Annotated in this window: 22 protein-coding genes; 5 read left to right on the top strand and 17 right to left on the bottom strand. The window is 42.7% G+C overall.

The window, feature by feature from the left end; genetic code table 11:
• Window position 1 precedes the first annotated feature (1 nt).
• The 6 genes from Q0L00_RS09270 to Q0L00_RS09245 form a co-directional block, all read right to left on the bottom strand.
• Window positions 2-739, bottom strand: a complete 738-nt coding sequence (locus Q0L00_RS09270) for an isoprenyl transferase (RefSeq protein ID WP_297336596.1) — start codon at window positions 737-739, stop codon at window positions 2-4.
• An 82-nt stretch (window positions 740-821) separates the two neighbouring features.
• A complete protein-coding gene (locus tag Q0L00_RS09265) occupies window positions 822-1,565 on the bottom strand; it encodes a DUF6089 family protein (protein ID WP_297336595.1) in 744 nt (247 codons plus the stop codon).
• Between the two features lie 106 nt (window positions 1,566-1,671).
• The gene (locus tag Q0L00_RS09260) at window positions 1,672-2,547 is read right to left on the bottom strand and encodes an NAD kinase (RefSeq protein ID WP_297336594.1); all 876 of its coding nucleotides are present in this window, start codon (window positions 2,545-2,547) and stop codon (window positions 1,672-1,674) included.
• 3 nt (window positions 2,548-2,550) lie between these two features.
• On the bottom strand, window positions 2,551-3,216 hold the full coding sequence (locus tag Q0L00_RS09255; RefSeq protein ID WP_297336593.1) for a CBS domain-containing protein: 666 nt from the start codon (window positions 3,214-3,216) through the stop codon (window positions 2,551-2,553).
• Window positions 3,217-3,309: 93 nt separating this feature from the next.
• Window positions 3,310-4,509, bottom strand: a complete 1,200-nt coding sequence (gene chrA / locus Q0L00_RS09250) for a chromate efflux transporter (protein ID WP_297336592.1) — start codon at window positions 4,507-4,509, stop codon at window positions 3,310-3,312.
• Window positions 4,510-4,513: 4 nt separating this feature from the next.
• The gene (locus Q0L00_RS09245) at window positions 4,514-5,491 is read right to left on the bottom strand and encodes a 2-oxoglutarate and iron-dependent oxygenase domain-containing protein (protein WP_297336591.1); all 978 of its coding nucleotides are present in this window, start codon (window positions 5,489-5,491) and stop codon (window positions 4,514-4,516) included.
• Window positions 5,492-5,552: 61 nt separating this feature from the next.
• On the opposite strand from Q0L00_RS09245, the gene Q0L00_RS09240 reads away from it, so the two are divergent.
• From Q0L00_RS09240 to Q0L00_RS09230, 3 genes are all read left to right on the top strand, one after another.
• Entirely contained in the window at window positions 5,553-6,323 is a 771-nt protein-coding gene (locus tag Q0L00_RS09240; RefSeq protein ID WP_297336590.1) for a hypothetical protein, read from the top strand.
• A 33-nt stretch (window positions 6,324-6,356) separates the two neighbouring features.
• Window positions 6,357-7,628, top strand: coding sequence for a serine--tRNA ligase (gene serS / locus Q0L00_RS09235; protein WP_297336589.1), 1,272 nt, complete (start codon window positions 6,357-6,359; stop codon window positions 7,626-7,628).
• 236 nt (window positions 7,629-7,864) lie between these two features.
• Entirely contained in the window at window positions 7,865-8,287 is a 423-nt protein-coding gene (locus tag Q0L00_RS09230) for a nuclear transport factor 2 family protein (protein WP_297336588.1), read from the top strand.
• Here the strand turns inward: Q0L00_RS09230 and coaE are convergent.
• From coaE to Q0L00_RS09195, 7 genes are all read right to left on the bottom strand, one after another.
• The gene (coaE, locus tag Q0L00_RS09225; RefSeq protein ID WP_297336587.1) at window positions 8,282-8,875 is read right to left on the bottom strand and encodes a dephospho-CoA kinase; all 594 of its coding nucleotides are present in this window, start codon (window positions 8,873-8,875) and stop codon (window positions 8,282-8,284) included. The genes Q0L00_RS09230 and coaE overlap by 6 nt on opposite strands.
• The gene (locus tag Q0L00_RS09220) at window positions 8,868-9,773 is read right to left on the bottom strand and encodes a YbbR-like domain-containing protein (RefSeq protein WP_297336586.1); all 906 of its coding nucleotides are present in this window, start codon (window positions 9,771-9,773) and stop codon (window positions 8,868-8,870) included. Before Q0L00_RS09220 ends, coaE begins: the two co-directional genes overlap by 8 nt.
• Window positions 9,774-9,842: 69 nt before the next feature.
• Entirely contained in the window at window positions 9,843-10,154 is a 312-nt protein-coding gene (gene yajC, locus Q0L00_RS09215; protein WP_297336585.1) for a preprotein translocase subunit YajC, read from the bottom strand.
• 3 nt (window positions 10,155-10,157) lie between these two features.
• A complete protein-coding gene (locus Q0L00_RS09210; protein WP_297336631.1) occupies window positions 10,158-10,691 on the bottom strand; it encodes a DUF1573 domain-containing protein in 534 nt (177 codons plus the stop codon).
• 7 nt (window positions 10,692-10,698) lie between these two features.
• A complete protein-coding gene (locus Q0L00_RS09205; RefSeq protein ID WP_297336584.1) occupies window positions 10,699-11,001 on the bottom strand; it encodes a YtxH domain-containing protein in 303 nt (100 codons plus the stop codon).
• Between the two features lie 7 nt (window positions 11,002-11,008).
• The gene (nusB, locus tag Q0L00_RS09200; RefSeq protein WP_297336583.1) at window positions 11,009-12,193 is read right to left on the bottom strand and encodes a transcription antitermination factor NusB; all 1,185 of its coding nucleotides are present in this window, start codon (window positions 12,191-12,193) and stop codon (window positions 11,009-11,011) included.
• Window positions 12,194-12,309: 116 nt separating this feature from the next.
• Entirely contained in the window at window positions 12,310-13,410 is a 1,101-nt protein-coding gene (locus tag Q0L00_RS09195) for a Glu/Leu/Phe/Val dehydrogenase dimerization domain-containing protein (RefSeq protein WP_297336582.1), read from the bottom strand.
• 148 nt (window positions 13,411-13,558) lie between these two features.
• Between Q0L00_RS09195 and Q0L00_RS09190 the strand changes: the two genes are divergently transcribed.
• Window positions 13,559-15,355, top strand: coding sequence for an ABC transporter ATP-binding protein (locus tag Q0L00_RS09190; protein WP_297336581.1), 1,797 nt, complete (start codon window positions 13,559-13,561; stop codon window positions 15,353-15,355).
• Between the two features lie 59 nt (window positions 15,356-15,414).
• Window positions 15,415-15,750 (top strand): hypothetical protein, encoded by a 336-nt coding sequence (locus Q0L00_RS09185; protein ID WP_297336580.1) that lies wholly within the window; start codon window positions 15,415-15,417, stop codon window positions 15,748-15,750.
• Between the two features lie 67 nt (window positions 15,751-15,817).
• Here Q0L00_RS09185 and Q0L00_RS09180 read toward each other — a convergent pair whose 3' ends face one another.
• From Q0L00_RS09180 to Q0L00_RS09165, 4 genes are all read right to left on the bottom strand, one after another.
• Window positions 15,818-17,182, bottom strand: coding sequence for a peptidylprolyl isomerase (locus Q0L00_RS09180; protein WP_297336579.1), 1,365 nt, complete (start codon window positions 17,180-17,182; stop codon window positions 15,818-15,820).
• A 50-nt stretch (window positions 17,183-17,232) separates the two neighbouring features.
• On the bottom strand, window positions 17,233-19,227 hold the full coding sequence (locus tag Q0L00_RS09175; protein ID WP_297336578.1) for a peptidylprolyl isomerase: 1,995 nt from the start codon (window positions 19,225-19,227) through the stop codon (window positions 17,233-17,235).
• Between the two features lie 88 nt (window positions 19,228-19,315).
• Window positions 19,316-19,732 (bottom strand): ATP-binding protein, encoded by a 417-nt coding sequence (locus Q0L00_RS09170; RefSeq protein ID WP_363318533.1) that lies wholly within the window; start codon window positions 19,730-19,732, stop codon window positions 19,316-19,318.
• A complete protein-coding gene (locus Q0L00_RS09165) occupies window positions 19,732-20,067 on the bottom strand; it encodes an STAS domain-containing protein (protein WP_297336577.1) in 336 nt (111 codons plus the stop codon). Before Q0L00_RS09165 ends, Q0L00_RS09170 begins: the two co-directional genes overlap by 1 nt.
• Between the last annotated feature and the right edge of the window lie 7 nt (window positions 20,068-20,074).

Here is a 20,074-nt window from a genome sequence, read left to right as displayed (position 1 = left end):
CTTAAGATTTAACTTGCTCACCGGTTTTTCCAAACCTTCTTTCTCTGTTTTGGTAATCCGCAATCGCGGCCACCAAATGTTCCCTTCTGAAATCCGGCCATAATACGGGCGTAAAATGCAACTCCGTATAGGCCAATTGCCACAGGAGGAAATTGCTGATTCGAAATTCCCCACTGGTCCTGATCATCAATTCTGGATCAGGAATACCGGCTGTTTCGAGATGGTCAGCAACGACCTGCTGGGTGATTTCTTCCACCTTGAGTGTTCCTTCTGAGATTTTTTGAGCAATGCGTTGGGTCGCCTGAGTAAGTTCCCACTGCCCACTGTAGCTGAGTGCCAAAATGACTTTCAACCCATCATTTCCAGCAGTAGTTTTTTTAGCCTCCATGAGTTTTTCGTAAGCGGCTTGAGGGAGGCTGTTCAGGTCTCCGATGCTTTCCAGACGAATATTGTTTTTCATCATCATGGGGACTTCATCGGTGATGGTTTTCACTAAGAGCTCCATCAGCCCGTTGATTTCTTCCTGAGGACGGGACCAGTTTTCAGTAGAAAACGAAAATAAAGTGAGGTATTCTACCCCGAGATTTTCAGCTCCTTCAATGGCATCTTTAACTGCCTGAATGGCATGACGATGTCCAAATATCCGCATGGCTCCTTTCTTTTTGGCCCATCGGCCATTACCGTCCATGATGATTGCAATATGTCTGGGGATCCGCTCTCGGTCTAGTACTTCCTTCATTACTTGGTTTCCGATACCTTACATTTTTGGAGGTACAAAAATGGGATTTCTTTTCCAATAATTAAGCCTATGGCTCAATTAATTAATAGGCGTAACACTTTGTACTGGCAAAGGTATAGCTCAGCGTAAGGCCTAAAAAGTAATACCAATCTTTGTCATAGGGATTTCCATAATTGATCCCGTAAGGCTGATCTGGATTGGCAGGGTCCTGAAAACGCGGCACTGGCGGTGTACTGCTGTCCACTTTATCCAGATAATCGGTAAAGGTCGCTCTAATGCCTGCTTCTAAGGCCAATGTCCATCGATCATTCATCCGGTATTTGATCCCTCCTCCAAAAGGGACGACCACCGTGCCTACATTGTATCGTTCGGATATATTGTAAGCATAGGTATTTCCTTTGGCGAAAAGATGCGTGTATCCCAAGCCAAAGAAGGCATAAGGCGACCAGAAGAATTCTGAATCATTTCGTAAGAAATCCAGAAAATTAAACTCCATGACTGCCGAGCCTTCTACGAATCCGCCCCGAAAACGTGCATCCCTTCGTTCCATCGCCAGATCCAATGGGCGTACACTGTCAGTCGCCCGAAGTGTGCCCAATGTGATTCCTACCCGAAGAGTCCACACATTGTCAAAATTTCTCTTGCCAAACAACGTTCCTTGAAGACCTAAATGGTCTAGATCAATGTGACGGAGAATATCGCCGGTGTAAGCCGTCGTACCCAGTCCGCCTCCGATTTCGTATTTCTGAGCTTTCACTTCCTTTGACCAAAAGGCTACTAGAAATAAAAGCAAGAGACTGAGAATCTGAAATTTGACCTTTTTCAAGACGATGCAAGTTAGGAAGTACACGACGTTTAAAAAACGCTGTTTCGCATTTCTGCGGTTAATAATTGTTAAGCCTATTTTTGCTTAGTTTTTTAACGACCGAGAATCAATTTCTCATATCGAAGCCCCAATTTAATTTATATCTCAAGGTATCAAAAAAATTATAATTGGGTAATTTGATTAATCGGGCATGAAATCGCTCTTTTCGTACACTAAGTTTTAATTCTGATGAAATTGAGGTTGATCGTGAATCTAGCGAAATCAAAAACTTCTCTGTCCTGCCTTCAATCTCGAAGCTGATCTCGCTATCATCGGAAACGATGATGGGCCTCACATTCAAATTGTGGGGACTGACTGGAGTGATGACCAAATTCTTTGCCTCTGGCGATATCAAGGGACCACCGCAACTCAAGGAATAGCCGGTAGAACCCGTGGGAGTCGCCACAATTAAGCCATCAGCCCAGTAGCTATTTAAGTATTCTCCATTAATATAGGTGTGCACGGTAATCATCGAGGAGGTGTCCCGCTTATGAATGGTAAACTCATTGAGACCAAAGTTTAATCCGTTGAACAGCTTCCGCTTGCTCTGCAATGAGATGAGTGTTCGATCTTCGATTTGGTAATTCTCCTTTGCGATGTGATCAATTGCCTCTTTGATTTTATCGGTGGCAACGGTGGCCAAAAAACCTAATCTTCCGGTATTTAAACCCAAAATGGGGGTTTCCAAACTGCCCACTTGACAAACCGCATCCAAGAGGGTCCCATCTCCGCCAATAGAAATGAGAAAATCCATGGCTTTCATGTCTTTTTTGCTGTCCAATACCGCATAACTTAAGCCTATGTTTCCATGCATTCTAATTTGGCGGTCAAACTGTTTGGTTACAAAAATCTCAAATTGGTAGCGTTCTAATGCAATAAATAAGGCTTGGACATCTTTGAGGAATTCTAACTTTAAGGCCAAGCCGTGCAAAGCGACTTTCATATCTTAAATATCTAAAAATCTCAGCAAGTTTCCGATTCGGTCTTCCTCACTGCTTACGCCGGTTTCCTCCTGATAATGATCCAAAATCTTAAATCCAAAGCGTTCCAGCGTTGCCTTGATGTGTCGTAATTCAGGTTTGTCTAGTTTTAAGGTAAGTTTGATTTTGGAATCATCCAAAGGATCATTGCTGATAAAAGAGCTTAGAACTTTGGTGTTTTCCGATTCGATGATTCGACAAATTTCAGCGAGTGAATAATCGGTCATATTCATCGAAAGGATTAAAACAGAACCTTGAGATTGAATCGAAAGGCTGTCTGCAAAAGCCGAAATGGCATCTTCCATGGTCACGACACCCAGGTAGCTGAGCTCCCGGTCCAAAACCGCCACAACGTTGGACTGATGTTCAGCACTGGCTTTGAGTACATCATAAATATGTTTATCACTAAAAACCCAGCAATTGGCTGATTCCGGCTCTAGACTGCCTACATTTTCATCCGGATTATTTTGATCAAAAATCATTTCATCGCGAAGTAATCCTAAAAATTTACCCTGATCCACCACCGGCAATACGTCAGTACGGATTTCTTCCATCCAAGCAAGCGCCATTTTGAGTTTGTCGGTCAGCTTGAGCGGGGGAATCAGATTATTGATAAATTCGTAGGCCTGCATGAAAGAAAGATAGGGAATGATTTAGAACTTTTAAAACGCTGAAACCTGCTTTCTTGTTCCTTTTTTAAAATACGATAAATTCTGCGGGTTAAATTAGCCGATAAAATAGTTGTACCCCAGTCCCAAAATTATACCTCCGGCAATGATGAGCGGGGAGGTGATTTTGGTAAACTGCAGCAGAGCGTAGGTGCCCAGCACCATGAAAATATTGATCAAATTAGCCTCCATAGGCTCAAAAAGCAGGTAAGCAGCGGCGATCAGCATTCCACAGGAGACCGCATTGATCCCTTCCAGGGCCGCCCGGACGGGTCGGTATTTTTTCAATTGCTCCCAAAAGCGAATCACGAAGAAAATCATAAATATGCCAGGTAAAAAAATTCCTGCAGCCGCGATTAATCCACCCGATAAAAACCCCAAAAATCCATATTCTCTCATCGATAAGGCACCCACATAGGATGAAATACTGAAGGTAGGTCCGGGTACCCCTTGAGAAATCGCATAACCGGTGAGAAATTCCTCCGAACTCAAGAATTGTTTGAAATCCACAAATTCCGTGTAGAGGTAGGGAACCAATACCTGTCCGCCTCCAAAAATTAAACTCCCGTTCCGGTAGAAATTTTCGAATAAAATTACCGGTTGGTATTGGGTAAGCGCACCCAAAGTTGCCGCAAAAACAAGCACTCCAGCCCAGAGGTAAAAATTGCTCCATTGAATCACCAGCGGTTGGTCCTGTTCGATTTTGGGTTGTTTTTTGTATTTGATGGAGGTGCTGAGTCCACCTACTATCAACAATATAGGGAAGACATAAGGTGAAGAATAGAAAAATGAAATAAAGGTTGAGATCAAAACCAGAACCATCGCTTCGGTAGTTTGAATCATTTTACCAATGGTTTTCTGGGCAGCAAAAATGATAAAGCCTATAGCCATGGGCTGGATAAACTTGGCAAAGTTGAGTGCACCTGGCGTATATTCCTGCAGAAAAAAGATCAATGCCGCGGCAGATGTCATCAATAAGGTAGCTGGAATTATCCACACCAAAAGTGCCAAATACGCAAGATTTGGGCCACCAACCCGAAATCCTATCGCCGAAACCAGTTGGGTGGAGGAGGGGCCAGGAAGCATATTGCAAAGGGCATTAAGCTCCCAGAGTTCTTCTTCAGAAATGTAATTCCTCCGCTGAACCATGCGCTCCAAAAGCATGGCTAAAAATGCTTGGGGACCCCCAAAAGCGGTAACTGAAAGGGCCAGAATGTCCTTTAAAAACAAGTAATATCTGACCCTTTTTACAGACATGGGCTTACTTACGTAATCCTAGTTCGCGAAGTCGCTCTTCCAAAAACTCTCCGGCAGTTGCATCGGAAAATTGCTTTGGATGCTGCTCGTCTACACAGTTTGGCAAACAAGTCAAATCCATCTCAGATCTAGGATGCATGAAAAACGGAATAGAGTATCGACTCGTATTCATGAGTTCTTTGGGAGGGTTAACCACGCGGTGGATGGTAGATTTTAATTTTTTATTGGTCAGACGCTCCAACATATCGCCTACATTTACCACCAGCTGATCTGGCAATGCTGTGATAGGGATCCATTTGCCATCTTTTCGAAGGACCTGCAAGCCGTCAGCACTTGCCCCCATCAGAAGGGTGATTAAATTGATGTCTCCATGTTCGGCTGCTCGGACAGCATCAGCAGGAACTTCCTCTGGATTTTCGATGGGGAAATAATGAATTTGACGCAGGATTGAATTTCCATAGGCCACTTTTTCTTCAAAATAATCTTCTGGTAAATCCAAATTCAGGGCAATCGCTTTTAGCATATTTCTACCGGCATTTTCCAAAGTTCGGAAAGCCTCCAAAGCATCATTCTTAAACTGGGGAAGCTCTTTGGGCCAAATATTGTCTGGGTATTCACTTTTTACTGAATCTTGGTCGGGAATTTCGCTAAGCTCTTGGCCCACATGATAAAATTCCTTCAGGTCACCGGTATTTCGTCCTTTGGCATGTTCTTTTCCTTTGCCAGTGTATCCCCGCTGAAAACCGATTTCCGGTTTTTCATAGTTCATTTTGATTTCATCGGGAAGGGCAAAAAACTCTTTGATAGAGCTATAAAGTCTATTTTGGAGTTCTTGTGAAAGGCCATGATTTTTGATCGCCACAAAGCCGATGTTTTCATAGGCTTCGCCTAATTTTTTTACAAATTGAGCCTTTTGTTCAGGATTTCCAGAAGTAAAATCAGCTAAATCCAGGCTGGGTATTTGGTCAAATAGAATTTCCATGTTGTTGATATTCCAAAATTTTTGGGTAAAAATAATACCTTTAGTATCAAATTCTTTCACAATGATGAAAAACCTGAGCTTAGGAGTGGTTTTACTCGGTCTTTGCCTTGCCTGTGGGGAGGAGCGAAAGCGGATCAATGAGGTGGAAATGGATTCTTCCCAGGATTCGACAGCCTTCGCGGAAGAAAAACCAAAAGTGCAATTTTACCAGATTGAGCAGGAGGCGGCGTATCCAGATGCCATTCTGGAATTGTATTCCCCTTTGGGGAATCAAGTATTTAATCCAGGAGAAATTCCTTTTGAATTTAACATTAAAAATTACCCCTTCGGCGAGGTAGGCGATACTTCCTTTCGACTGTATACCATTCTTAACGGAGGTGATCCGGTGGGTTTTCGGACACCCATTTTTCAGCAAGACCTGCAAGAAGGGAGTTATCGGGTGCTTGCCTATTTAGTGGATGAAAATGGGATTTCGCTGAAGAATTTCGGGAATTACGTTGATCGGGATTTCCAAGTGGGTGACTCACGTCCTTTTCCCTATTCGGCTGAACCTTATTTGGGATTGAATCTACCCCGTTCTAATCAGGAGTTTGAGTCTTCAGAACCGATTGTGGTAGATTTTTTAGTCGTAGGTGGAGATATGAAGTTGGATGGACTGCTCGTCCAGGTGGAGCTCGGAGCATTGAGCTATGAGGTAGATCACATGGCTCCGATCCAAATCGAAAATATGGAACCGGGAGATTATTTGCTTCAAGTCAAGTTGCTGCGTCAAGATGGAAGGGAGCTTGAAGGTCCTTTCTCTTCGGTGACCAAGCGGATTCTTGTAAGATAGTTGTTTATCTTTGCTTTTCGAAAAAAATAAACCATGCTGTTAGTTAACACAATTCGAGATCAATTTGATCAGGTTTTAACCGGTCTGGAAAAGCGAAACTTTCCAGATGCTCATGCTATTTTAACCCAGGTCCTTGCGCTGGACGATCGGCGAAAAGCCAGTCAAACCCAGCGAGATCAGCTTCAGGCTGAGTCCAATTCCATTTCCAAAGAAATTGGACAACTCATGCGGGAGGGAAAGAAGGAACAGGCAGAACACCTCAAAGGTAAAACTGTCGAACTTAAGCAACAGGTAAAAGAGCTTGAGGATCAAAACTCTAGTGCTGAGGAGGAATTAAAAGCATTGCTTTACACGATTCCCAATATTCCCCATTCCACGGTGCGGGCCGGCAAATCTGCTGAAGATAATGAAGTGGTATTGGAGCATGGAACTATTCCTGATTTAGCTGGAAATAAGGCGCCTCATTGGGAATTAATCAAAACCTATGACATCATTGATTTTGATTTAGGTGTCAAAATCGCCGGCGCAGGTTTTCCAGTTTACAAAGGCAAAGGCGCCAGACTTCAGCGAGCCTTGATCAATTTCTTTTTGGATGAGGCAATGGCTGCGGGATTTGTGGAGGTACAACCTCCCATCGTGGTCAATGAAGATTCCGGTTATGGCACCGGTCAGCTGCCAGACAAAGAAGGTCAGATGTATCATGCCACGGCCGATAATCTCTTTTTGATTCCCACCGCAGAGGTACCCATTACCAATATTTATCGGGATGTAATCGTTTCCGAGGAAGATTTACCGATCAAAAATGTGGGCTATACGCCATGTTTCAGAAGAGAGGCGGGCTCCTGGGGAGCTCATGTTCGAGGATTGAATCGACTTCATCAGTTTGACAAAGTAGAAATCGTTCAAATTACCCATCCCGATCATTCCTATCAGGCACTTGAAGAAATGAGTTCTTACGTTCAAAGCTTGCTTCAAAAGCTGGAATTACCCTATCGGGTTTTACGCTTGTGTGGAGGCGATATGGGATTTACCAGTGCGCTAACCTATGATATGGAAGTCTATTCAGCAGCACAGGAGCGTTGGCTGGAAGTCAGCTCAGTTTCCAATTTTGAGACCTACCAGTCCAATCGTCTGAAACTTCGGTTTAAAGATGGGGATAAAAAAACGCAGTTAGCCCATACATTGAATGGCTCGGCCTTGGCTTTACCTAGGATCGTCGCAGCAATCTTGGAGAACAACCAAACTGAAGGCGGAATCCTGATGCCAAAAGTCCTGCAACCCTATTTAGGATTTGAAAAAATTTAAGCAAAAGCCGCTCTAGTTGAGCGGTTTTTTTGTAACGAGAATAATTTTAAGTATTGATAAAATCGAGCATGAGGTACCCGTCACACACCGGGATGAATATACTTGTGAGATTCCATGTGACCGCTAAAAGACAATGATCAAACACATGAAATCGAGCATGACTAAATAGTTATACACTGCGAGGACTATCAACCCTGCGAGATTCTAGATGACCTTTGAAAATTAATTATAGACGCATGAAATATCCTATCCTTCTTTTGGCTTTGCTGTTCAGTGGATTTTCGCTAAAAGCCCAGGAAAAATCTGATCGAGATCAAATCACTCAAACCATTCAGTGGTATTTCGAAGGAATGATCGAACCGAATCGAGATAAACTGGGTCAGGCCTTTTTAGCAGAGGCCCGGTTGATTGGTTATAGAGGAGAAAATTTGACCATTACGGATTTCAACTCCTGGTCGGAAAATACGGCCTCGGGAAGTCCAAGAAATCCAAAGGATTATCGTAATGAAATCATCTCTATCCGAGTTCAGGGGAATACTGCTTCCGTTGAGACTGAATTGTATTGGCCAGGGATCTACTATTATGATTTCCTGACCTTGGTAAAGGTGGAGGGAAATTGGAAAATCGTCCACAAAAGCTGGTGGGAGAAGCCACTATAATGTCAACTTTTGGTGAATTGCCAATACCTGAGGAATCAGAAGGGTATTGTCCTTATTTTTAATCACAAAGTCAGCCTTCTCATTTTTGATTTCATCGGGAAGCTGTTGATCGATGATTTGATTGACCTGTTCTAAGGTCCGGTGCGTGTCTCGAAGAAGAATTCGATTTATCCGTATTTTTAAGGGTGAACTGACTGTGATTACCGCGTCGAGTTTTTCTTCTCCCCCGATTTCAAATAGTAAAGCGGCTTCCTTTAGCACGTAGGGGCTGGTTTGTTGGTTTGCCCAATTTTCAAAATCTTGACCTACTGCCGGGTGTACAATACCATTGATGAGTTTGACCTTCTCGGGATCAGAAAACACAGTTTTTGCTAAAAATTCCCGATTGATTGTGCCTTGCTCTAGGTAGCTCTCTTTCCCAAAATGCGCTTGAATTTGTGCTTTTACTGCCGGATTATGATTCATTAAAAATTTGGCTCGATCATCGGCATGATAGATGGGAATACCTAAAATTTCAAAAATTTTGGCAACGGTAGATTTTCCAGAGCCGATTCCTCCGGTGATTCCTACTCTTTTTGGCTTATTCATACCTTAACCTGAAACGCGAAGGTTCTATACGAACTTGATCCAAAAAAGCCGGCATAGGCCTTACTTGCACATCAATGGTTGAATCTTGCTTGTTCCGTTTAGCAAAATCAAGGATGGCTTCAAATTCGATCTCCTTCAATTCGTCCGTTTTTCGTTCATCTACCAAATAATACATCATGATCAATGGGTCTTCCTCTTCCAGCGAGACCGTGCGAGGAAAGTTGATCTTTTTAATCTTCAGCCTTTTATTTCCTTCCAGAAAAGCCACTAAGTCTAAACTAACGGCAACACTTTTTTCTTCTAGGCTGATAAATTTCTCCAATTCCTTTGAAGCACTCAGCTCGATATTTTTGGTCAAGTCATCTTTGAGCCGATTTTCATCCAAGTTAATCGGGTACTTCCCCTCAAAGAGTTCGATTATAGATTCAGGACCCTTTACGGTGATTTGATTGGGTTCAAATACGGGTTGATCGACTAGTCTGAAATTTTCGGCAAGACTAAAACTGGTCGTATCCAAAACTGGGGTTAATTTCACCGTCCGAATGGGATCGATTTGGTAGTGAATAGAATCATCCACTATGGAAACCAATTGGGTAGGCGTGATGAATTCTGAAAATGTACGTTTGAGATCAGAAGTCAGAATGTAGTCCGAGTTGGCAGGCCGGTCCAGCTCTAGGATGTAGGGAGTATTGTTGACATTGAAATATTTGCGAAGCAGATCCCAGCCATTGCCACTGATTTCAATTTGGACGGACTCGGGCAAGGGCTTGACGGCCATGTAATTTTCTTGATCAAAACTAAATTCAATCGGAAAATCGACAATAGTTGTATAGTCGTCCTTATTCAGGGCGTTTAAAATCCAAAAAGTGGTAGCCGCTGCCACGCAGAGTACTACCACTTTTAGATTAGAGAGTTTTTTTGGAGAAATCCTTTCGGAGGATTTTTTAGTATCCGGCAAAATTCAATTTTATTTAGACGTTTTTTTGGAGAAATCCATGGAAACGGCAGATTTTTCAACCCTCACCTTCAAACCACGATCCAGTTCCAGAACCACGATGTCATTTTCGATTGAGCTGACTTTGCCATGAAGCCCACCAATGGTGACTACCTCATCTCCCTTCTTGATTTCTTCAATAAATTTTTTGGTCTCTTTTTGTTTTTTCTGTTGAGGTCTGATCATAAAGAAATACATGATCAATATAATAGAGCCAAACAGAAATACCTGTCCCATGATGCCTGAGCCACCCGAAGCGGCCTGTGCCAAAACTGTTGCGATCATAAATTATCTTTTCACCGGACCCACTGCACTGGAGCTCGCAACTTTAGGAGTCACTGTACCTCTCATGCGTAGTCTTGTTACTGTAGGATTGGTATTTGCCTGAATCGTAACGGTTGGAGACTGTGCTCCTGATTTTGCTGTGGAGTTAAATACCACTTTTACAAAACCTTCTTCTCCTGGATTGACCGGTTCTTTGGTCCAGTCAGGGCTGGTACATCCACAAGATGCAGTGATATTGGAGATAACCAAAGGCGCTTCACCGTTATTGGTGAAATTAAATATTCGCTCAACTACCTCTCCTTCACGGATGGTGCCAAAGTTGTATTCCATTTCATTGAACTGGAATGCTCCAAGGCTACTTGGGTCAGCAGTCTGAGTGGATTGAACATTTACGGGTGTGACCGAAGATCCCCCCGTTTCTAGTTGTGCGATTTTTTCTTCCAATGCCTTGATTTTAGCATCTTGTTCGCTTTTTTGGCTACAGGAAGTACCCAGAGCCAAGGCTAGGACCAAAGCTCCTAAACTCATGAATTTCATTTTCATATTAGTTTTTATCTTGATTTATTTGGTCGATTAATTTATTTACATCGGTAAGCAGGTTTTCGGCTTTATTTTTTGCTTCAGTGATCACCCGTTTGCCTTCGGTTTTGGCCTCGTTGAGGTGGAGTTCTTTTCCTTCGACGAGTTCGTCAATTAATTCTTCCAGCTCTTTTTTGTATTTGGAGAGCTTAAAAGAAAGACGGTCACGGGTGTTACTTCCGGTATCTGGGGCGAAAAGTACACCCAAAGCGGTGCCTACTCCGGCTCCAATGACAAATGCGATGAGTGAATTGCTGGTTTTGCTCATAATTCTTTTATTTATTGTCCAAAAGTCCTCTTCCGCTTTTACGGATTTTTCCAATCTCGGTTAGCTCTTTTGACATCACATCGAGCAATCCATTGACAAATTGCTTGCTCTTTGGCGTGCTATAAGTCTTGGAGATATCGATGTACTCATTGATACTTACCTTGACGGGGATGCTTGGGAATCGCTGCATTTCCGTAACGGCCATCGAAATGATGATTTTGTCGGTAAATGCTAAGCGGTCGATGTCCCAGTTTTTCGTTTTCTGGGCAATCATCCTCTTATTTTCTAGATCGCTTTCGATGGTGAAGTTAAAGATATTTTGAAAGAATTCCTTATCCTCCTCCCAGTTCATGGCGATTTCAGGCATTTCACCTTCCAAATTTTCTTCCGGATGAGCGGCATTTTTTAATACTTTGGAAGCCAAACTCCTTACGATGGACTTGTTCTCTGTCCAATTAAGGTCTTTTTCCGAAAAGTAGTTCAAAATGACTTCGTTTTTGAAGATGATTTTTTTCAAAAGTCCATCTACGGCATTGAAATCTTGCTCCCAAGTAGGTTCGGCGATCGAAATGTATTCCTGATATTCTGGGGAAGGTTTAATGTAATCTCTAAACCATTCTCTGATCTCAAGTTCAAGGTCATTTAGGTTGGCATTGTTCTTAGCTACTGCAGCCCGATACTGATCCGATTCCCGAAGATTGACCAGGATTTGATTTTTGGCCAGATTAAGCTCATTGGCAAACATTGTGGGCTTGGAGCTTGATAATCGACTTTTTTTCTCGGATTCTTTTTCCACATGTTTGGAAAATGCTTGAAGCAGTTCGATGGCCAATAAGTAGAGCTGTGGAATCCGCTCTGCGGAGGCGACCATATTTTTAAGAAGAAAATCTTGGTCTTTTTTATTGGATTTGTGAAACTGCTGAATGGCTTCTAGCACAACTTTTTTCACCTTGGGGCTGGTTTCGGCAGCTTTTAGCTGTCCCTGAGATTCCAGATTTTTTTCAAAAAGATGGACAGCCAGCTCTGCTTCTCTTCCCAATGCAGCTTTATCCTGCACTTCCATACTATTTAAATCGGGGAGAAAAGACTCTCGTATAAAGTCTTTGGCAAGGTTGAAATTTGAACCTTTGCACTGCTCATAGGCGTAAAGGTTTTGAAAAGCTTTGACCCTGAGGATTCTTCTATTTAGCATAATGAGTAAAACGAGCTGTAAATATAGGTATTTTGGATGGGCTTGTCCCAGCCTACCCAAGACAAAAAACCACCGAAAGTAATTCCGGTGGTTTTAAGGTGTAAGTTGATGTTTTTTTAAAAGGATAGTTTTACTTTTCCCATTGCCTGAATACGGTCTTGGGCTGCCTGGATTGCCGCTTGCTGAGCCGGGATTTTTTCTTCGGCTGATTTTTGTAAAATAGTCAGACAGGTATCGTAGATTTTTTCAGTTTGTTGGAAGACAATATCCCGGTTGTAACCTCCCAAATACTCGGCTCCCACATTGATGACCCCACCGGCATTGATTAAAAAATCCGGGGCATAGATTATTCCCTTATCTAACAGGATTTGTCCATGTTTGGCTTCATCCTGAAGTTGGTTATTGGCTCCTCCTGCGATTACGGCGCATTTGAGTCGATCAATGGTATCGTCATTGATTGTGGCTCCTAAAGCGCAAGGCGCATAGATGTCCATTTCCAAATCATAGATTAAGTTAGGCTCAATAGAAACCGCTCCGGTTTCTAGGGCTACTTTTTTGAGCTTTTCTTCGAAAATATCCGTGACCAAAACTTCAGCGCCTTCTTTTACCAGGTACTCGATGAGGTATTTGCCCACTTGTCCTACTCCTTGAACGCCGATTCGTTTTCCAGCTAAGGAGTCAGATCCAAATGCTTTTTTTGCAGCTGCTTTCATTCCCATGTAGACCCCGAAGGCGGTGACAGGTGAAGGATCGCCAGCTCCACCTTTGACTTCAGGTAATCCGGTCACGTGACGGGTTTCCATGGCGATATACTCCATATCTGAGGTTTTCATGTTGACGTCTTCTGCGGTGACATATCTTCCGCCTAGACTTTCAACAAATCGCCCGAATCTTCGTAAAAAGGCTTCGTTTTTCAATTTCGGATCCCCGATGATCACCGCTTTCCCCCCGCCTAAATTCAAACCGGCTAAGGCGTTTTTGAAAGACATCCCCCGTGATAATCGAAGCACGTCAGTAATTGCTTCGGACTCTGAGGCATAAGGCCACATGCGTGTGCCGCCCAGTGCAGGACCCAAGGTCGTGTTGTGTATCCCAATGAGGGCTTTTAGGCCGGTGGCCTGATCATGGCAAATCACGAGTTGTTCGTGGTCCATGGTGGTAATCTGTCCAAAGATGGATCCTTCTTTCACGGTTTGGGAAGCTTTAATCTCTAACATGTGAACTTAGCTTTTTAGAATGTGTTATATTTGGGTTATCCTTTACAGGAAACAGGCCGATACAAAATTAAATACTTTTATTGGCCTTCAAAGGGTGAATATATTCAGTTTCTACATTCTAATTCCTCGATTTTAACGTTTTTATTTGGTGAAGCCACTCTGGAGACTCAATAAGTATTTATATAAATACAAAGGCTTGTTGCTTTTGGGAATACTATTTACCGTAATCTCAAATATTTTCGTAATTATCCCTGCGCAACTGGTCAGACTTGCCATAGATTATGTGGTAGAAACTTTTTCCATTTTCAGGCCCTTGGAGCTGGGTGGATTGGGGGAAAGTGCCCAAGAAATTTTCTTAAAATTTGTGCTTGTCTTTGGTGTTTTGATCCTAGCCATGGCTTTGCTCAGAGGTTTTTTCCTCTTTTTGATCAGACAGACAATCATCATCATGTCTCGGAAAATCGAATATGACATGAAGAATGAGATTTTCGAGAAATATCAAAATCTTTCGCTGAGCTTTTACAGAAAGAATAGTACCGGAGACCTGATGGCTAGAATTACAGAGGATGTTAGTCGTGTTCGGATGTATTTGGGTCCGGCCATCATGTATGGATTGAACCTGCTGATCCTATTTCCGCTCGTCATCTCTTACATGATTACGGTCAATCCCGAGTTGACTTTTTATTCCCTGCTTCCCCTTCCAGTACTTTCGATCAGCATTTATTTTGTCAATAATCTGATCAATGAGCGCTCCGAAAAAATCCAGCGAAGCTTATCCAACCTCAGCACCTTTGTGCAGGAAGCCTTTTCCGGGATTCGGGTTTTAAAGGCCTTTGTTCGGGAAAATGACAGCGTTCGAAATTTTACCCTTGCCAGTGAAGATTACAAAGATAAATCGATCCGATTAACTAAGGTTAACGCGCTTTTTTTTCCTTTGATCATGGCCTTGGTTGGGATCTCAACCATTATTACAGTTTACATTGGTGGATTGCAGGTGATCAATGGGGAAATCGGTTACGGAGTCATTGCCGAGTTTATCCTTTACGTAAACATGTTAACCTGGCCGGTGACATCTTTGGGCTGGGTCACCAGTATTGTACAGCGGGCTGCTGCATCTCAGGCTAGAATCAATGAATTTTTGGATGAGAAAAACGACATCAAAAGTTCCGATCACCTCAAGGATCCTATTCAAGGGAGGGTCAAAGTCAGCAAGCTGAATTTTGTTTATCCAGACTCCGGAATTAAGGCTTTGGATGAGGTAAGTTTTGAAATCCAAGCCGGACAAACCCTGGGAATTATTGGAACCACAGGTTCTGGAAAATCCACGATCGCCAATCTGTTGATGCGACTGTATGATCCGGTGTCTGGAACCATTGAAATCGACGGGAAAAACATCCAAGCATTTGATATTTCCCATTTGCGAAAAAATATTGGTTATGTGCCTCAGGACGTCTTTTTGTTTTCAGATTCGATCGGAAACAACATCGCATTTGGATTGGATTCTGCCGATTCGGAAAAAATTGAGCAGGCTGCCAAAGATGCTGATGTCTACCAAAACATCATGGATTTTCCAAAGGGTTTTCAAACCATGCTCGGAGAGCGGGGAATAACGCTTTCCGGTGGGCAAAAACAGCGGGTTTCTATCGCAAGAGCGATCGCCAAGGAGCCGAGAATTTTGATTTTGGATGATTGTCTTTCAGCGGTAGATACCAAAACTGAGAATGTGATTCTCACGGCCATGAAAAATATCATGCAGGAGCGAACCTCCATTATTATTTCCCATCGGGTATCTTCAGCCAAGCTTGCCGATCATATCATTGTTTTGGATGATGGTAAAATCATCGAACAGGGAAACCATGAATCCCTTATGACTCAAAAAGGAGTCTATGCGGAGTTGTACGAGAAGCAAACTCAGGCAGGGGAATCTGTGGATTCAGATCTTTAAGCCTAGCTATTTTTTCATTATAAATCAGTAACTTACCTCCTACTTAGCTTTTTGAAGACATGGAAAAAGAGAAAAAAGGGATCAAAGAAATAGAAGCTACCTTACAGGAGGTCGGTCAAAAGATCGAAGAGCTCATCGCAAAAGGGGCTGAAGCTGGATCGGAAGTCAAAGAGGAAATTGAAAAAAAGATCGAAGAGCTTCGTTCAAACAAAACTACCCTAGAGGCAGAACTGAAAAAGGGGAAGGAATTGCTCCAGAAGGAGTTTGAAGAAAAGAAAGAGGAGTTCAAAAATAAAAAGAAGGAATTTGAGCCAAAGTTCACTGAATCCAAGGGACTTTTTAAAGAAGGGCTGAGGCAAATTGGGTTGGCATTCAAAGCGCTATTTAAGAAGTAGCTGGGGATCAAAAAAAACCTGCTTTTTTTAACAGAAAGCAGGTTTTTCAAGTGATGAGGTAAAGAAATCAATCGTCTTGCAGCGCATTGCATCGATCATAGGTCGGGTCAATGTCGATGAATACATCCTCTTTGGCAGTGACAAACCACTTGCTTAGGATTTCATCTTCTTTTTTACGTAAAGCCGCGGCTTTCATTTTTTCATAATCATCGTTGAGATTGGCGCGATGGGCCGGATAGCTTGCCTGATAGTACAGGATCCGAACTTTTGTTCCTTCTCTTGGATCTTCAAATCGAATCGGTTCGGTGATCGTACCTACTTTCATGCTGTCTATCATAAAATAAAGTACGGGATCTTCTAGGGTTCTTAAGGTAAGTCGGTTGGAGTTCGAACCCGGATCGGTGAAAAACCCACCATTATCAGAGGTGTTTCGATCATCAGAATATTCCTTTGCAGCTTTGGCAAATTCAATGGTACCTGCTTGGATTTCAGTGCGCAAACTGTCTAAGTAGCGTTCGGTTTTCAGAATATCTTCCTCTGTGGCCTTGGGAACCCGTAAAATATGACGAGTATTGAATTTTCCATCCCGGGTTTCCAACAATTGGATCATATGAAATCCAAATTGAGTTTCCACAGGATCAGAGATTTCACCTTGTCTTAATCCTAAGGCAGTAGCTTCATATTCAGGAGCAAGTTGTCCTCTTCCAAAAAAGCCCAAGTCCCCGCCTTGAATGGCAGATGCTGGATCTTCGGAGTATTGCTTTGCCAACTCTGCAAAGTCAGCCTCGCCGGACATGATATCTGCTTTAAACTTTAAAAGCTGATTGTAAATTTCCTCTTTGGTTTGACGGTTGACTTCCGGTTTCTTAATGATTTGTCCTACCGTCACCTCTTTTGAAAATAAAGGCAGAGAGTCGGTGGGAATACTTTCGAAAAAGGCCCTTACTTCAGCAGGGGACACGGTCACACCATCGGTAATGGTAGCTCTCATCCGCTCCACAATCATTTGTTCTTCAATGGCATCATACATTTCGCTTTTGAGTTGCTCGGCGGTTTTGCCATAGATTTCCAAGAGCTGATTTTCATCTCCCCCAAATTGTTGAAGGACCATATTGAATCGATTCTCGGTATTGAGCTGAACCTCGGCTGGCGACACCATGATAGAATCGATCTCGGCCTTAGCGACCATGAGTTTGTTGATAATCAGGGTCTCAAACACCTCGCATCGGGTAGGTGGGGTGATTCCTTGTTGGGATTGAGAAATGGCCTCTAGGTAGGTCTTTTGCACATCAGATTCAAGAAGGATATTATTATCCACCTTGGCCACGATTTTATCGATTACCTGTCCGGTTGGGTTACTTTCCTGTGCAGTGGCTTGTTGAATGCCTAGACCACAAAGCACGGCGATTGTAAGTCGGTTTAATTTATTCATTCGAATTCACGTTAGGACCTGATGGCCCCAGTATGTTTAGTTGTATCTAACTATTGATTGATGGCCACAAAAGCCTCTTCTATGGCTGATTTATTGATTTGGACCGCATATTTGGCTCGAAGACTTTCCAAGAGGCTTTCATCCAAGTATTCCTGATAATCTTTGATCACTTGACCTCGGGTTTCGTCGAATTTCTTTGGACCTGCGGGGATTTTTTCTCCTTTGAGTAAAAGGTAAGTTTCACCTTCAATTTCCAACTCTTCATAACCTGATTCTCGATTGGACTTGGACAGGACCGGATGGTTGGAAATTTCTTTGATTCCTGATTCGATTTTAAAAGCTAAGGGATTGTTTTGGCTCGATTGCGCTATAAATTCCTCGCTGACCGATTCGCTGTAATTTTTCCCTTCCAATTGAGCTTTGGCGGGAGCAAGCATTTCTTGATCCAGTACGTTCACAATCAAGGCAGGCATCCGCTCACCCCATTGGTAGCGATCTAGATGCTGCTGATAAAACTGACGTTGCCCCACTGAGTCTTGAATTCCTTTTTGCCACACCTGATCGTTCATTAAGGAAAAAAGAAGAATTCCATCACGGTATTCTTTGAGTAGCATTTGATATTCCTTATTGGTTGCTTCCAGCTGAGCCTCTTCTTGCTCATCCAATAGGGTACTTAAAAACCGGTTGTACCAAAGTTCAAAATTTCCCTGATTTTTGGATTTGGGATTGGCTTCATCATTTGCGATGAAAGCAATAAAATCACTTACCGGATAGCTCGTGCTTTGAATTTTGAAAAGCTCTTGTTCAGGAGAAATTTCTAAAGATTCCAGTTTAGATTCAAACTCATCCTTTGGAGTTTGGTAAAGTTCGGTCATCAGTCTTTCAACCAATTCCTCATTTTCTTTAAATCCATAACGGGATTTTTGAATGGCCAAAACTTGGGACTGAATCATCGAAGAACGGGATTCTCGGAGAATTCTGGATCGGATTTGATCTTCCATTTGCTCAAAACTATCCAGGGGTTTTCTATCCTCCAGTCTTAGAATATGGTATCCATAGCGGGTTTTGATCGGAGGAGACACTTCTCCTGATTCGGTGAGTGAAAAGGCTGCCATTTCAAATTCCGGAATCATGTTGCCTACGGAAAACCAGGGTAAAATTCCCCCTTTTTGGCTGGTGGCCGGGTCTTCTGAGAAGTTTTTGACAATATCTTCCCAAACCGTGGTTGGTTTTTGAATCTCAGCGTAAATATCTGCTACTTTTCGTTTGGCTTGATCTTCTGCGTCAGGATTCTCTGGATTGATCCGGACCAAGATGTGAGAAACCTGAACTTGGCCGGGATTGGGTTTCCGTTCCTGCACTTTGATAATATGGTAGCCAAAACTGGTCAATATCGGTTCAGAAACCTCCCCTGGTTGAAGTGAATACGCCGCATCCTCAAAAGGCTGAACCATTTGCAGGGAGGTAAAATAACCTAAATCTCCTTGGTTCTTATTGACCGAAGGATCATCTGAGTAGTCTACAGCAAGGCTGTTGATATCTCCACCGGCTATGATTTCCTGGCGGACCTTTAGTGCCATTTTGAGGACGATCAAACTGTCTTCAGCACTGGCATTTGGTGGAAACTGAAACAGAATATGACTTGCCCGGATGACTTCCTGCATTCGGGAATAGGCCTTACGTAACTCTCCCTCCTCCAATGAATTTTTGATCAGAAAGGGAGCTTTTAAATTCTCTTTGAAAGATTCAAATTCCCGATTGAACTCGGGCGTTTCACTGAGTCCCAGAGCTTCTGCCTCCCGGACCTTTAACTTGTAATTAATAAATAACTGAAGGTTTTCCTCAAAATCTTTTCTACTCAAGCCAGGAGCACCCGTGTTATTTCCTTTACCCATCAGATAGATGAATTCATCCTTGCTGACAGGCTGACCTCCCACAGAGAGGAGCTCTTGGGAATCATCCATAGTTTGAGCATGGACAAGACTACCTGGCAGGGTCAGGACGAGGACTGAAAATAGAATCGCCGATACAGTTCGGATGGTCATGGATCAGATTGCTGATTTGAAGATGCAATGTTACAAAATTATCAGGATTTCAAGGGAAATGCCTTTGTCAACAGTGATTTAACAAGAATTAGGAAGAGAAGCGTTTGATCAATCGACAAGTATTGGTCCCGGATTTGGATTCAAACTGGATCTCATCCATTATTTTCTTTACCAAAATGATGCCTAAGCCACCTTTTCTTTTTTGGGCGATCACATTTTTAAGGTCAGGAGCTTTGTAATCTAACATATTGAATGCTTCTCCTTCGTCTTGAATTTCAAAAATTAATTGGCCTTTTGCGTTTTTTACCGTGAGTTGGATCAGGTCATGCTCATTACACTGGTGAGAGTGGATGATCAAATTGGCACAAACCTCCTCCACAGCCAGCTTGAGTTGATGGTGGTCCTGCTGACTTAGGTGCAGCGGATCCAGTACCTTATCCAGAAAGGCTCTCAATTCAGCCAAAGCGGTGGTTTGGCAGGTAATCTGGAGTCGGTGAGTAATCATTAAATTTCTTTTATCACGGTTTCTTTATCCGGTTTGATGGATATCAACTGATCCAATCCAAGGATTTTAAATACCTCCCATACGCTGGGACTCAATCCATAAATGATAAACCTGATGCCTTCTTCTTGAAAATCCTCCAAATAGGACATAAATACTCCCAGTCCTGCCGAAGAAATGTAATGAAGATGGGTTCCATCAACTAGAATAGATTGAGCGCCATCATCAATCATTTTTCGCATTGACTCGTCGAGCTCTACGCTATTGCTTGCATCGATTTCGCCATTTAACTTTAAAATGTGATGCGGGTTTTCTTCTATGATTTCAAGTGATAGCATGTTTTTG

It is taken from the genome of Algoriphagus sp., from assembly GCF_024305035.1.
In the GTDB taxonomy this organism is placed as follows: Bacteria; Bacteroidota; Bacteroidia; order Cytophagales; family Cyclobacteriaceae; genus Algoriphagus.
The sequence above is the reverse complement of the archived record's forward strand: the minus strand, read 5'-3'. Positions and strand labels throughout refer to the sequence as shown.

Excerpts from the sequence above, each read along its gene's own strand:
- Q0L00_RS09245 (WP_297336591.1), bottom strand. The coding sequence starts at position 5,491 with ATGGAAATTCTATTTGACCAAATACCCAGCCTGGATTTAGCTGATTTT.
- Q0L00_RS09165 (WP_297336577.1), bottom strand. The coding sequence starts at position 20,067 with ATGCTATCACTTGAAATCATAGAAGAAAACCCGCATCACATTTTAAAG.
- Q0L00_RS09175 (WP_297336578.1), bottom strand. The coding sequence starts at position 19,227 with ATGACCATCCGAACTGTATCGGCGATTCTATTTTCAGTCCTCGTCCTG.
- Q0L00_RS09185 (WP_297336580.1), top strand. The coding sequence starts at position 15,415 with ATGGAAAAAGAGAAAAAAGGGATCAAAGAAATAGAAGCTACCTTACAG.
- Q0L00_RS09240 (WP_297336590.1), top strand. The coding sequence starts at position 5,553 with ATGATGAAAAACCTGAGCTTAGGAGTGGTTTTACTCGGTCTTTGCCTT.
- nusB (WP_297336583.1), bottom strand. The coding sequence starts at position 12,193 with ATGCTAAATAGAAGAATCCTCAGGGTCAAAGCTTTTCAAAACCTTTAC.
- Q0L00_RS09210 (WP_297336631.1), bottom strand. The coding sequence starts at position 10,691 with ATGAAATTCATGAGTTTAGGAGCTTTGGTCCTAGCCTTGGCTCTGGGT.
- Q0L00_RS09180 (WP_297336579.1), bottom strand. The coding sequence starts at position 17,182 with ATGAATAAATTAAACCGACTTACAATCGCCGTGCTTTGTGGTCTAGGC.
- Q0L00_RS09170 (WP_363318533.1), bottom strand. The coding sequence starts at position 19,732 with ATGATTACTCACCGACTCCAGATTACCTGCCAAACCACCGCTTTGGCT.
- serS (WP_297336589.1), top strand. The coding sequence starts at position 6,357 with ATGCTGTTAGTTAACACAATTCGAGATCAATTTGATCAGGTTTTAACC.
- yajC (WP_297336585.1), bottom strand. The coding sequence starts at position 10,154 with ATGATCGCAACAGTTTTGGCACAGGCCGCTTCGGGTGGCTCAGGCATC.
- coaE (WP_297336587.1), bottom strand. The coding sequence starts at position 8,875 with ATGAATAAGCCAAAAAGAGTAGGAATCACCGGAGGAATCGGCTCTGGA.
- Q0L00_RS09205 (WP_297336584.1), bottom strand. The coding sequence starts at position 11,001 with ATGAGCAAAACCAGCAATTCACTCATCGCATTTGTCATTGGAGCCGGA.
- chrA (WP_297336592.1), bottom strand. The coding sequence starts at position 4,509 with ATGTCTGTAAAAAGGGTCAGATATTACTTGTTTTTAAAGGACATTCTG.
- Q0L00_RS09270 (WP_297336596.1), bottom strand. The coding sequence starts at position 739 with ATGAAGGAAGTACTAGACCGAGAGCGGATCCCCAGACATATTGCAATC.
- Q0L00_RS09195 (WP_297336582.1), bottom strand. The coding sequence starts at position 13,410 with ATGTTAGAGATTAAAGCTTCCCAAACCGTGAAAGAAGGATCCATCTTT.
- Q0L00_RS09260 (WP_297336594.1), bottom strand. The coding sequence starts at position 2,547 with ATGAAAGTCGCTTTGCACGGCTTGGCCTTAAAGTTAGAATTCCTCAAA.
- Q0L00_RS09230 (WP_297336588.1), top strand. The coding sequence starts at position 7,865 with ATGAAATATCCTATCCTTCTTTTGGCTTTGCTGTTCAGTGGATTTTCG.
- Q0L00_RS09255 (WP_297336593.1), bottom strand. The coding sequence starts at position 3,216 with ATGCAGGCCTACGAATTTATCAATAATCTGATTCCCCCGCTCAAGCTG.